The sequence below is a fragment of the Asanoa hainanensis genome, from assembly GCF_900188485.1.
In the GTDB taxonomy this organism is placed as follows: domain Bacteria; phylum Actinomycetota; class Actinomycetes; order Mycobacteriales; family Micromonosporaceae; genus Asanoa; species Asanoa hainanensis.
Genome location: NZ_FZPH01000008.1, coordinates 68344 through 81280, shown reverse-complemented (window position 1 = coordinate 81280; position 12937 = coordinate 68344). Strand labels below are relative to the sequence as shown.

Annotated in this window: 8 protein-coding genes and 1 pseudogene; 7 read left to right on the top strand and 2 right to left on the bottom strand. The window is 72.9% G+C overall.

Features of this window, described 5'->3' with window-relative positions:
* The first annotated feature begins 51 nt into the window (after positions 1-51).
* From CHC05_RS20450 to CHC05_RS43085, 5 genes and pseudogenes are all read left to right on the top strand, one after another.
* Entirely contained in the window at positions 52-1227 is a 1176-nt protein-coding gene (locus tag CHC05_RS20450; protein WP_089251218.1) for an MFS transporter, read from the top strand.
* Positions 1224-2390, top strand: a complete 1167-nt coding sequence (locus CHC05_RS20445; RefSeq protein WP_089251216.1) for an MFS transporter — start codon at positions 1224-1226, stop codon at positions 2388-2390. The genes CHC05_RS20450 and CHC05_RS20445 overlap by 4 nt, the downstream gene beginning before the upstream one ends.
* Positions 2387-2929, top strand: coding sequence for a uridine kinase family protein (locus CHC05_RS20440; protein ID WP_089251214.1), 543 nt, complete (start codon positions 2387-2389; stop codon positions 2927-2929). Before CHC05_RS20445 ends, CHC05_RS20440 begins: the two co-directional genes overlap by 4 nt.
* 7 nt (positions 2930-2936) lie before the next feature.
* Positions 2937-3536 (top strand): annotated as a pseudogene (locus tag CHC05_RS43460) (NACHT N-terminal helical domain 7-containing protein); the annotation flags it as partial.
* A gap of 628 nt (positions 3537-4164) precedes the next feature.
* Positions 4165-6285, top strand: a complete 2121-nt coding sequence (locus CHC05_RS43085) for an NACHT domain-containing protein (RefSeq protein ID WP_089251210.1) — start codon at positions 4165-4167, stop codon at positions 6283-6285.
* Here the strand turns inward: CHC05_RS43085 and CHC05_RS43080 are convergent.
* Complete coding sequence (locus tag CHC05_RS43080) at positions 6193-8940, bottom strand: ATP-binding protein (RefSeq protein ID WP_281257695.1); 2748 nt, start codon at positions 8938-8940, stop codon at positions 6193-6195. The genes CHC05_RS43085 and CHC05_RS43080 overlap by 93 nt on opposite strands.
* Positions 8941-9023: 83 nt before the next feature.
* Here CHC05_RS43080 and CHC05_RS20420 point away from each other — a divergent pair, with 83 nt between their 5' ends.
* The gene (locus CHC05_RS20420) at positions 9024-9923 is read left to right on the top strand and encodes a TIGR01777 family oxidoreductase (RefSeq protein ID WP_089251206.1); all 900 of its coding nucleotides are present in this window, start codon (positions 9024-9026) and stop codon (positions 9921-9923) included.
* Between the two features lie 47 nt (positions 9924-9970).
* Positions 9971-11653 carry a hypothetical protein gene (locus tag CHC05_RS20415; protein WP_089251204.1) on the top strand — a complete coding sequence of 561 codons (1683 nt, stop codon included), beginning with the start codon at positions 9971-9973 and terminating at the stop codon, positions 11651-11653.
* 8 nt (positions 11654-11661) lie between these two features.
* On the opposite strand, the gene CHC05_RS20410 is transcribed toward CHC05_RS20415, so the two are convergent.
* Positions 11662-12864, bottom strand: coding sequence for an extracellular catalytic domain type 1 short-chain-length polyhydroxyalkanoate depolymerase (locus tag CHC05_RS20410; protein WP_425426807.1), 1203 nt, complete (start codon positions 12862-12864; stop codon positions 11662-11664).
* Positions 12865-12937: the final 73 nt, after the last annotated feature.

Sequence of the window (12937 nt, the reverse complement as noted above, 5' to 3'; positions counted from 1 at the left end):
CGTAACCGGACGGCACGCGAGCATGGCGGGGTGCAACCCTCGCCGCCGGTCATGGACCGCCGTCTGACGTTCCTGTTCGCCGTGGCCGCCGGCGCCGCCGTCGGCAACCTCTACTGGGCGCAGCCCCTGCTCGACGTCATCGCCGACGACCTGCACGCGTCCACCACCAGCGCGGGTTGGCTGGTCACCGCCACCCAGGTCGGCTACGCCACCGGCGTCCTGTTCGTCGTGCCGCTCGGCGACATCCTCGACCGGCGCCGCCTGGTGCCCGCGATGCTGCTCCTGTCCGCGGTCGCGCTGCTGTGCTGCGCGCTGGCGCCGACCATCGGCCTGTTGCTGGCCGCCGTCACGCTGGTCGGGCTGACCACGGTGTCGGGCCAGATCCTCACGCCGCTGGCCGGCGACCTGGCGCAACCGGAACGCCGGGGCCAGGTGGTCGGCGTCGTCGCGTCCGGCATTCTCACCGGCATCCTGGCCTCGCGTACGGTGAGCGGCCTGGTCGCCGACATCGCCGGCTGGCGCGCCATCTTCGCCCTCGCGGCGGTGGTCGCGGTCCTGTTCGCGGTCCTGCTGTTCCGGGCCCTTCCGCCGCTGGAGCCGAAGGCGCGCCTGCCGTATCCGGCCCTGATCGCGTCGGTCGCCTCGGTCGCCTTCCGCGAACGCACGGTCCGCTGGACCCTGGTCCTCGGCGCGACCGGCTTCGCGGCGTTCTCGATGTTCTGGACGGCGCTGACGTTCCTGCTGTCCGCACCGCCGTTCAGCTACCCGGTCTCGGTGATCGGCCTCTTCGGGCTGGCCGGGCTGGCCAGCGCGCTCGCCGCCCAACGCGCGGGGCGCCTGCACGACCGGGGCTGGTCGCTGCCCGCCACGGGCGCGGCGTGGTCGCTCGTGCTGGTCGCGTTCGTGCTGGCCGGTTTCGCGGGCCGATCCGTCGCCCTCGTGCTCGTCGTGGTCGTCACCCTGGACGTCGCGCTGCAGTCGCTCCAGATCCTCAACCAGACCAGGGTCTTCGCTGTCTCCCACGAGGCCCGCAGCCGGATCAACACGGCGTACGTGGTCAGCAACTTCATCGGCGCCGCCCTCGGCTCGGCGGCCGCGACGACGCTCTGGGAAGCCGGCGGCTGGTCGGCGGTGACCACCACCGGCGTGGTGCTGAGCTGTTTCGCGCTGACCGTGTGGGCTCTGGGCCGCCGCGGCGCCCTCGTCGTGGCCACCGCGACCCGATGACGCGTCGCCTGACGATCCTGTTCGCCGTCACGGCCGGCGCGGCGGTCGCGAACCTCTACTGGGCGCAACCGCTGCTCCACCTGATCGCCGGCGACCTGTCGGTCTCCACCGCGACCGCGGGCTGGCTCGTCACCACCACCCAACTCGGCTACGCGGTCGCCGTGCTGCTGATCGTCCCGCTGGGCGACGTACGCGACCGCCGCCGCCTGCTGCCCGCCCTGCTGTTCTGCTGCGCCGCCGCGCTGCTGGCCTGCGCGGTCGCGCCGACGATCGGCGCCCTCCTGGTCGCCACCACGGTGCTCGGCCTGACCACCATGTCGGCGCCTCTCCTGATCCCGCTGGCCAGCGAACTGGCTCCGCCGGACCGCCGGGGTCAGGTGGTCGGCGTCGTGGTGTCGGGCGTGCTGACCGGCATCCTCGCCGCCCGCACGATCAGCGGCCTGCTGGCGGCCGCCGCGGGCTGGCGCGCGGTCTTCGCGGTCGCGGCGCTGGCCACGGCGACCCTCGCGGTGGTCCTGCGCCGCGCGCTGCCGCCCCTGCCCCCGAAGTCGACCATCCCGTACCCGGCGCTGATCGCCTCGATCCCCGCCGTGGCCCTCGGTGAGCGCACGGTCCGCTGGACGCTGGCCCTGACCGCGCTCGGCTTCGCCGCCTTCAGCATGTTCTGGACGGCGCTGACGTTCCTGCTGAGCGCGCCGCCGTTCAGCTACCCGGTCTCGGTCATCGGCCTGTTCGGGCTGGCCGGCCTGGCGGGCGCGCTCGCCGCCCGGAACGCCGGCCGCCTGCACGACGCGGGCCGCTCCATCCCCGCGACCGGCGCCGCGTGGCTGGTCATCCTGGTCGCCTTCGGGGTTTCCGCGGTGGCTGCCGACTCCGCGGTGCTGCTGCTCGTGGCGATCGTCGCGCTGGACGTGGCCTTCCAGAGCGCGTCGATCCTCAACCAGATCCGCATCCTGGCGGTCTCGCCGACGGCCCGCAGCCGCCTGAACACGACGTACGTCGTGGCCTGCTTCACCGGCGGCGCGGCCGGCTCGATCCTCGCCACCACCCTCTGGCCGGTCGGCGGCTGGCCCGCCATCGTCACGGCGGGCCTGCTGCTCAGCGCCGCCGGCCTGACGGTCTGGGCCGTCGGACGTCCTGCTCTGGAGGTAGCCACACCGTGAAGCTCGTGACGCTGACCGGCGGAGCCGGCGCCGGGAAGACGACCCTCGCCGCGGCGATCGGTGCCGGTGTCGTCGTGCACCAGGACGACTACTACCACTTCGCCGACCCGGGTCGCGGCGTATGGATGCCGGACGAGAACGGTGTCCCGCGACTGGACGTAGGCGATCCGCGATCGGTCGACTTCACCCGGCTCGACCACGACGTGAGCGACGCGTTGGAAACCTCGGCGCTCGTAATCGTGGAAGGAATGTTCGCGATAGACGTGCGCCCGACGCGGCCATGTGTCCGCCTCGACGTGTTCGTCGACCTGCCGGCGGACCTACGGCTGGCCCGCAAGATCTACCGGCAATGCGTCGAGGGCGACATGCCACTCCACATCCTGCTGACCAACTACCTGAACCACCGCCGCGCCGCCTACGAACGGCATGTAGAGCCCTCGCGCGATCGCTGCGACCTCGTGGTGGACGCCCAACTACCCACGGAGCACCTCGCAGCCACCGTTCGGGGACTTCTGCGGGCCGTGCCGACTGCTCCATAGTCGACGGATGGCGGAGAAGCTGAGCTACGCGTACGCGGCACGCCTACTCGGCGGCGGCGAGAGCAAGGTCGTCAAGGCCCTCGACGCGGTGACCGGCGGCCTGCTGCTCGGCCTGGCCGGCCCCGTGCCCGGGGTGCTGAGCCTGTTCGACGCCAAGTCCGAGTTCATCCGCCTCTCGCACGAGTTGGTCCGGAAGGCGTCGGAACGGCGCAGCGGCCTGTCCCGCTACGACCGCACCCAACGCTTCGAGGCCGCCCACACGGTGATCATGGTCGTGGCGTTCTTCGAGGCGCTGGCGGAGGCCGCTCTTCCCCTCCGCGCCGTCGAGCTTGAGCTGACCCCGACGGAGCAGCTGACGATCGCGAGGGGCACGACCGCCACGGACCTGCTGCGCGGCCTGCTCACGGCCGAACCGCCTATTCCGTTGGCCCATTACGGCCACGACGTCAACCTTGCCGTCGTGAAGGAGTTCTACCAGGAAATGCGCCCGAACCTGGTCCAGTTCGTCGGCCGACTCGCGGTCTGGGACCGCATGTCCGACCGCGACCGGTCGGACGCCGAGGCGCGGCTTGAAGCGCTGCCCGCTGCGGCCTGCCGCCGCTACGCGGAACTGTTGCGGCAGCTGGCCGTGGACTTTCCGGAGGTCGGCTTCTGGATCAACCTGGGCCAGCACTCGGAAACCAGAGCGCAGGTGCGGGCCGGCCTGGCGCGGCTCGAGGACGCGCTGACCCGAAGCTCCACCGGCGACTCCCCCGACGCCCGCCGCGACGGCCTCGCCCGCGCCTACCGGGCCGAGCTGGATCTTCCGGTGGTGGCCGGCGGCGAAGTGCCCGGCACGCTCCGGGTACCCACGCTCGGCGCCGCCTACCTCGCGCCACGGTTCCGGGTCGGCGAGGCCGACCCCGCGGACAAGCCGAACGAGGAAGGCTGGTGGGACGGGCACGAGACCCGTGACGACTTCGACGAGTTCCTGGTCGGCCACCTCACCTCTAGAGCCGCGCTCACGGCTCCGCTGCTCGTGCTCGGCCAGCCAGGTTCCGGCAAATCGGTGCTCACCAGGGTGCTCGCCGCCCGCCTGCCCCCGAACGACTTCATGCCGGTCCGGGTGCCGCTGCGTGAGGTGCACGCGGCCGGCGACCTCCAGGAGCAACTGGAGCAGGCCATCCGCGCAGCCACCGGCGAACGGCTGGAGTGGCCGGCGCTCGCCGCCGCGGCGGGCGACGCCCTGCCGGTCGTTGCTCGACGGCTTCGACGAACTGCTGCAGGCGGTCGGCGTGAGTCACACGGACTACCTGCGGAAGGTGGCCGACTTCCAACGCCGCGAGGCGGTGCAGGGTCGTCCCGTCGCCGTGCTGGTCACGAGCCGCACGGCGGTCGCCGACCGGGCGTACGTGCCCGCCGGAACCGTCGTGCTCCGGCTGGAGCCGTTCGACGAGCCCAGGATCGAAGCCTGGCTCGACATCTGGAACGAGACGAACGCGGAGTCTTTCCGCGCGGCGGGTGTCGCACCGCTGTCGGCCACGTCGGTGCTGGCCCAGCGTGCCTTGGCGGAGCAGCCGCTGCTCCTGCTGATGCTCGCCATCTACGACGCCGACGGCAACGCGCTGCAGAAGCTCGGTGCGGACATCGGCCAGTACGAGCTGTACGACCGCCTCCTCACGACGTTCGCCCGCCGCGAGGTCGAGAAGCACCGCGCAGGTCTGTCGGAGGCCGATCTTCACCTCGCCGTCGAGGAGGAGTTGCGCACGCTCTCGGTGGTTGCTTTCGCGATGCACAACCGCGGCAACCTCTGGGTCACAGAGGAGGAGCTGCAGGCCGATCTCCCGGCGCTGTTCGGCATCCCCCGCGTTCCCACGGCGGGTGGCGACCTGCGGGTTCCGTTGCGGGCCGCGCAGTTGATGATCGGCCGGTTCTTCTTCGTCCACCGGGCCCGCGCCGCGACCGGTGCCGACGAGCGACGCGAGACCTTCGAGTTCCTACACGCGACGTTCGGCGAGTTCCTGATCGCCCGGCTGACGTGCCAGGTGCTCGACAGCATGGCCGCCCAGGAGCGGGCCACGATGATGTCGGTAGCCGCCGCCCCGGTCGACGACGACCTTCTCCACGCGTTGCTCTCGTTCTCGCCCCTGACCTTCTCGACCGCCATCCCCGGGTTCATCGAGGAGAAGATCGGCGCGGAGTTGGCCTCGCTCACGAGCCGCCTCTACCAGGCAGCCGGCGAAGACCCACCCGCGCGCCGCCATGGCGACTACCGACCGCGGCGCCTGCCCGACGCGGCCCGCTTCGCCGCCTACAGCGCGAACCTGCTCCTGCTGACCCTGTGCGCGGTCCGCGAGGTCTCGTACGCCGACCTGTGCCCCACCACCGACGACGTGGTGGCCGCATGGCGCCGTCAGACGCTGCTGTGGCGTTCGCAACTCTACGGCGAGGCGTGGACGAGCCTGCTCTTCACCATCCGCGTCGACAGGGAATGGCAGGACGGCCGCCGCGCGATCCGCCTGGGCTGGTTCAACGACGAACAGGACACCAAGCCCATCGATCCTTATTGGACGTACGACCTGCGACCGGCTTCCACCAACGGTTTCTCGGACTCGCGGGAGTCCCCTGACTTCTTCCTGCACAGGGCGAACTTCGAGTGCGACCGGATCGACGACGTCATCGGACACGCGCTGGAACCACTGGCCCGGTCCCTCGACGCGAGCGTCAACACCTTCACGGCCTGGTCGCCCGACGCCTGCTCCTCGGCCGTTCGCACGCTGCTGGAGGCATGGCTCCTCCCGCTACAGGATGCCGGCACCGACGAGCCGCGCGGCGTGTACGAGCGAGTCGCCGGAACCGCGGTCCTGAGATCGCCGTTATGGGGTTTCGACACCGACCTCCGCTTCGCCGGCCTGGTCCTCGACCGCCTTGCCACCGACCACCTCGTGTCGCCCGAGCTGGCCGTGCAGGTGTTGGAACGGCTGTTGGGGACCAGACGCCTCAGCGGCTCGCTCGCTCTCGCGCCTCATTTCGTGAGGTGTTTCCTGGCCTTCGCGGGACGGGAGTCTGACACAGACCTCGTTCTGCGGGACCTCTTCACGGATCGCGTCGACGCATACCTGCACGTGATGAACCCCGCCGACCGCGACCCGCTGGTTGAGGTGATCATTCGCTTCCAGGAGCTGGGGATCCCGATTCTGGGGCGCGCGACGTCGGACTGGCACCACGAAGCCGTCGCGACCACGCTCGCCAGACGCGTCGACCTCAAGAAGCGCTGGGCGGCGCTAGCGGCCGACGACGTCGGCGACCTGGGTGCGCGAGGCGACGCCGAGCTTGTGGAGGATGTTGCTGACGTGGACCGCGGCCGTCTTGGGTGAGATGTAGAGGCGCTTCGCCAGCTCCGCGTTGGTCAGGCCGTCGGCGATCAGCAGCGCGACCTCGCGCTCCCGCGGCGTCAGCGCGGCCGCACCCGTAACGGCGCGGTCGCCGTCGCGGGGCGTCAGGCCCAGCTGTTCGCGGACCCGGTCGAGCGCCGCCACCCGCCACCCGCCCCACCGCGCCAGCAGCTCAGAAGCCCGCGCCGCGTCGGCGGCGGCCTCCGCCGGGCGGTCGAGCGCCAGCGCACACCGTGCCGCACCCACCGCCGCGGTGCCCCGGATGGACGGCGGCAGGATCTGCGACCCGCAGACGGCCTGATACCCAGCCAGCGCCTCGGGCAGCCGCCCCGCCACCTCGGCGAGTTGCGCGTCGATCAGGCTGCGGTAGTCGTCCCAGACGTTGACGTCGAGCAGCGCACGCGTCAGCTCCGACAACCGCTCCTCCGGCAGCCCGCCCTCGATGGCCGCCGTCAGCAGGTCGTGGGCCTGCGAGCCGCTGCGCCAGCTCTGGTCGGCCACCGCGGCCAGCACCTCGTCGAACAACGCGGAAGCATCGCCATAACCCGGGCGCCGGCAGGCCAGGTGGAAGGCCAGGCCCGGCACCGTCAGCGGCTCGACCGTCGGGCCGGAGCGGAGCGACTCGATGATGGTGGCGACGCCGTCGTGCGACCCCAGCTCCAGGTAGAGGCCGGCCAGGAAGACCGCGTGGTAGTCGGCCCAGCGACCACGACGCAGATAGCTGCGGTCGCGCTCGCGACCCGTCTCCAGCGCGGCGATCGCGCGCGCCAGGTCACCCTCGCGGACCGCGATCCGCGCCTGGCCCTGGTAGTAGGCGGCGACGGCCAGCGACTCGAAACCCGCCCGCTCGGCGTCGACGCGCATGCGTTCGAGCAGCTCGGCGTGCTCGGCCGGCGAGTTGGGTGGCACGCCCTGGACCAACTCGTTCAACGCCCGCGCGGCCAGCACCCACTCGCCGGCCTTTTCGGCCTCGTCGACCAGGCCCGCCAGGATGGCCTGGCCCTCGGCCGCCAACGACGGCCACTCGGTCATCGCCAGGCCCTTCTCGACCAGCGCCGCCAGGCGTACGCGCGGCAGGTCGAGCTCGGACGCCAGCGCCAGCGCGCGGTCGGCCCAGGCGATCGCCTCGGCGGTCTCGTCGCGCAGCATCGACGACTGGGCCACGGCGGTCATCGCGAGGGCCTGGTCGGCGCCGGGTGGCAGCTCGGCGATCAGCAGCTCGACCTCGTGGGTCAGCTCGTCCATCTCGGCGACCTCGTCGGCCTCCCAGGCGAGCCGGATCATCAGGTAGAGCGCGTCGTTGCGGTCGGTGGCCGAGCGGGCCCGGTCGCGCCAGCGGCGGGCGTAGCCGATCGCGTCGGGCAACAGACCGGCCAGCCAGGCGGCACGGGCGGCGCCGGCCAGCAGCGACGGGTCTTCGGCGTCTTCGGCGAGGCCCATCTCGGCCAGCTCGAGCGCCTGGTAGGCCGAGCCGATCGACAGGTAGAGGGCCACGCCCTTGCGGGCGGCCGCCAGCATGTCGTCGTAGCGGCCGGCCGCCTGGGCGTGGTGGGCGAGCATCGCCGGGTCGTGCGGCAGCCGGCCCGCGGTGTCGGCGAGCAGGGCCTCCAGGGCCGCCTCGTGCAGCCGCCGCCGCTGCCGGCCGATCAGGTGGCCGGCGATCGCCTCGCGGAGCAGGGCGTGCCGGAAGCTGAACTCGTCGTCGCCGGTCTCGACCAGCACGTCGCGGGCGACCAGGGCACCCAGCGCGCGGATCAGCTCGTCTTCGCCGGCGCCGGTCACCGCGGCCAGCAGGTCGAAGTGCACCCGGTGGCCGAGCACGGAGGCCGCCTCGACGATGCGGCGCTGCTCGGGCTCGAGGTCGTCGACCTGGCGGCGGAGCACCTCGGCCAGGCTCCACGGCAGGGGTTGCTCGTAGACGGCTTCGAGGTCGTCGCGCTCGTGCCCGCGGAGCAGCTCTTCGAGGAAGAACGGGTTGCCGCCGGTGCGCTGGTGCAGGGCGGCGACCGCGCGCGGCGGCGCGGGCCGGCCGGTGACGGCGGCGAGCAGGGTGGCGGTGTCGGCCTCGTCGAAGGGATGCAGGTCGAGCCGGGTCAGCGAGTGGCGGCGGCCCAGCCGGGCGAGCAGGGCGGTGACCGGGTCGCGGCCGGTCACCTCGGCGGGCCGGAAGGAGCCGATCAGCACCTGCGGGCCCTCGATGTCGGCGATGCGCTCGAACAGCGCCGCGCTCTCGGAGTCGGCCCAGTGCAGGTCTTCGAAGACGATCACCGCCGGTCGCCCGGCGATCAGCTCGGTGACCAGGCGGACGCCGCTGTGCAGCCGCTCGACGGGGCTGCGGGCGGAGTCGCCGAGCTCGGCCAGCAGGGCCGGGTCGACACCGTCGCGCGCATCGAGGGCGTCCATCAGCACCTCGTAGGGCCGCGACAGCGAGCCGGGCTCGGCCTGGCCGACCAGCACCACGGTGTCGGCGTCGAGTGTGGACAGCAGCTCGCGGACGAGCCGCGTCTTGCCGACGCCCGGCTCGCCGGCGATCATGGCCACGCCGGACCGGCGGGCCGCGACCAGCTTGCGTAGCTGGCGCAGCTCGCGATCGCGCCCGATCATCACCGGGCTGGCGCCTCCCCGCGTCGTCCGCACGCGGACAGGCTACCCGCGGGCACCGACAACTCCGCACCCCGCGACAACTCCGCATCCCAGGGAAGCCAGGGGAGAATGCGGGCATGCGGATTCTCCTGGCCGGCGCGTCCGGCTTTCTCGGCAACCGGCTCATCACCGGCCCGCTGCGCGGCCACGAGATCGTCCGGCTGGTGCGGCGGGCGCCGCGCGGCGCCGACGAGATCCGCTGGACCCCGGCCTCCGGCCAGCTCGACCCAGCCGCGCTGGACGGCGTCGACGCGGTGATCAACCTGTCCGGCGCGAACATCGGCGACCAGCGCTGGACCCCGGCCTACCGCCGCCTGCTGCGGGACAGCCGGGTCGAGCCGACCCGCACGCTCGCGGAAGCGATCTCCAAGCGGACCGACCAGCGCCCAAAAACGTTCCTCAGCGCCAGCGGGATCAACATCTACGGCGACACCGGCGACCGGGTCGTCGACGAGTCCGACACCCCGGGCGAGGGCTTCTTCCCCGACCTCTGCCGGGTCTGGGAGGCGTCGACCCGGCCGGCAGAGGAGGCCGGGGTGCGGGTGGTCCTGCTGCGCAGCGGCGTACCCCTGGAGAAGAACGAAGGCTTTCTCAAGCCGCAGATGCTCCCGTTCCGGCTCGGCATCGGCGGGCCGATCGCCGGCGGCCGGCAGTGGGTTCCGTGGATCTCGCTGGACGACTGGCTGCGCGCGGTCGGCTTCCTGCTCACCGAGCGCACCGACATCGCGGGCCCCGTCAACCTCTGCTCTCCCCTTCCGGTGACCAACGCCGAGTTCACGAAGGCGTTCGGGGCGGCGCTGCATCGCCCGGCGGTGCTGCCGGTGCCAGAGTTCGGCGTGCGGCTGGTGGTGGGTGGCGTGGCCGAGTTGGCGGTCATGAGCACCCGGGCCGTGCCGGGCGTGTTGAGCCGGGCCGGTTTCACCTTCCGCCACCCGGACGTCCGTTCCGCGCTCGCGGAGGCCCTCGCGGATCGGTGACTGCCGATTCGGCAGACTGCGCAACCGCGCCCGAATAGCCTGACCGCATGTCGGCGGCATCGGGCGACAACAACGCGCTTTCGCTGTTGGCGTGCGTGTTGTTCGTCCTGGGAGTGGTGATAGTCGCGTTGGCGGTGGCCCGCCGTCGCGCGGGCGACCGTGTCACCCCTCGCCACCGGAGTCCCGCCGGCCACCGCCGCCGCAGGAACCTCTTCCGCCGCGAGCGCGAACGCGCGGAACAAGCCGCCGCGGAACAGGCCGAGCCGATCACGACCGCCCCGCCCGAGCCCGTGCGCGTCTTCGACGAGCCGCCCGCCTCCGCCTGGGCGCCACCCGACCAGGGCGGCTGGGCACCCAGCGACAGCGACGACCCGCCGACCCGGCCGGCCGGTCCGGCGGGTCCGGCCGAACGCGCCGGTCCGCGCGACGACGCCGACACCCTCGACCTCGGCGGCGACCTGCCCACGGCCCGCCTGCTCGCGCAGGCGGACGCGGCACTGGTCGCCGCCGACAACGCCCTGTGCACGAGCGAGCAGGAGCTGGCGTTCGCGCAGGCCCAGCACGGCCGGGACGCGACGGTGGCGTTCGTGGAGGCGGTCACCGCCGCGCGGGCCGACGTCGCCGAGGCGTTCCGGATCCGGCAGCACCTCGACGACCACGAGCCCGAGGACGAGTTCAGCCGGCGGCGGGTGCTGCGTGCGATCGTCGAGCACTGCGCCGCCGCCAACCAGCGCCTGGACGCCCGGGCCGAGCCGTTCGAGCTGCTCCGCTCCAGCGAGGAGGCCCGCCTCGGCGGCCGGTTGACGGTCCGCCGGGACGAGGCCCGCACGCGGCTCCAGGTCGCCGGGACGACCTGGAAAGAGCTGGCGGCGGCGTACGCGGAGAGCGCGCTGAGGCCGGTCGCCGAGAACCTGGCGCAGGCCGCGGCCCGCATCGACTTCGCCACCGCGGAGATCGAGCAGGACGGTCGCCGGACCGGCCTGCGGACCGCCCAGCAGGCGCTCGGCCAGGCCGAGGCGTTGCTGGACGCGCTGGACACCTACGCCGCCGACCTGGCCACCGCCGAGGACGCCGCGGCCGAGCTGCTCGCCGACCTGCACGCCGAGGTCGCGGCCGGCAAGGCGGTGCTGGCGATGGCCGGCCGGCCGCCGGGCAACGCCCGGGGCGACAAGGTCGGGCTGGCCGCCGACGTGACCCGGGCCGACGAGGCCGCCAGCGCCCTGGCCACCGAGCTCGCGGAGGCCAAGCCGGACCCGGTGGCCGGCCTGCGCCGGCTGGAGGCGGTATCCGGGCCGCTCGGCGAGTCGCTGGGCGCCGTCCGCGACCCGTCCTCGCGGGTGGCGCACGCCCGCGAGCAGCTCGACCAGGCGATGTTCGCCGCCCGCGCGACCATCGACGCGGCGGCCGGCTTCCTGGTCACCCGGCGCGGCGCGGTCGGCGCCCGGGCCCGTACCCGGCTCTTCGCCGCCCGCTGCGAGCTCGGCCAGGCGGCCGTGGCCACCGAGGCCGAGCCGGTCGAGGCCCTGGCCGCCGCCCGCGCGGCAGAGTCGCTGGCGAACCAGTCGCTCGCCGCAGCCCGGGCCGACGTGGAGCGCTGGTCACCGCCGGAGGTCGAGGGCATGGAATGCGCGCTGCTCGGCGGCATCGTGCACGCGCCGGACCAGACTGGCCGACCCTACGGCAGCCGCTTCGGCGGCCCCGGCACGAGAGACCGGGACCGCGCGGCGTAAAGCGGGGTTCAGCAGCCCACGACCCAGTAGTCCGGGCCGGTCTGCTTGAGGGCGTTGGTCTGGAACACGTTGTAGAGGCCCATCGCCTGGTTCGAGCCGCGGGCGTACACGTAGCCGAGCTGTTGGTAGGCCCGCCCGGCGGAGACGTGGGCGTAGTTCGTCGCGGTGATGCACGGCCCGGTCGTCGGCGGCGGAGTCGTCGGCGGCCCCGTCGTCGGCGGCGCGCTCGTTGGCGGCGTCGTCGGTCCGCCCGTGTTCAACCCGAAGAAAGTCGCGTCGTGGTACGCCGAGCAGATGGTGTCCAGGAAGTACGCCGCCGCCGTGCCGCACTGGTCGGCCGCGCTCCCGGGATCGACCGGCGTGCCGTGCCCCATCCCGGACACCCGGTAGACGCGCACCTGGTCGTTGCCGTAGCGCTCCAACGTGGTCCCGCCGGACAGCGAGGCGGTGCCGGTCGGGCTGGCCGAGATGCCGAGCACGTTGGTCCACTGGTCCCGCGACTCGTTGGCGTTCGCGGTCGCGACGGTGTAGTCGGACGTGCCGTGCCAGACGGCGACCTTCGGCCGGGGACCGGTGTAGCCGGAGTACGCGCCCCGGACCAGGTCGCCCCACTGCGCCGGGGTCTTGTCGACGCCCGGGTTCATGCAGCTGAACGCGTTGACCATGCTGGTCGCGCAGCGATACGGAATGCCGGCGATCACCGACCCCGCCGCGAACACGTCCGGATACGTGGCCAGCATGACCGCGCTCATCGCGCCGCCGGCCGACAACCCGCTGACGTAGACCCGGTTGGCCGCGATGCCCCAGGTGCTCACCGCGTACGCGACCATGGTGCGGATCGAGGCCGCCTCGCCCTGCCCCCGCGCGGTGTCGCCGGTCTCGAACCAGTTGAAGCACGACGTCGAGTTGTTGCCGCCGCTCTGCTGCGGGATGACCAGCGCGAACCGCCACCGGTCGGCGAACGTACGCCAGCCGCTGTTGGTGAAGTAGCCGTTGGCGTCCTGGCCGCAGCCGTGCAGCAGCACCACGGCCGGCGCGCCGCTGGGCAGGCCGTCTGGGCGGTACGCGTACATGGCCAGGTTTCCGGGGTTGGACCCGAAGCCGCTGACCTGGGAGAGCTGTGCCGCCTGCGCGGGCGCGGCCAGCGCGAGCACAGCCGCGACGACCAGCGCCGCGCCGGCGGCACAGAGGGACAGGATTCGTTTCGTCACGGCGACCTCCCTCGAGGTGTTTCAGGGAGGCTACGATTCGCGACCATCGATCTGACATGGTCGACGAGCCCAC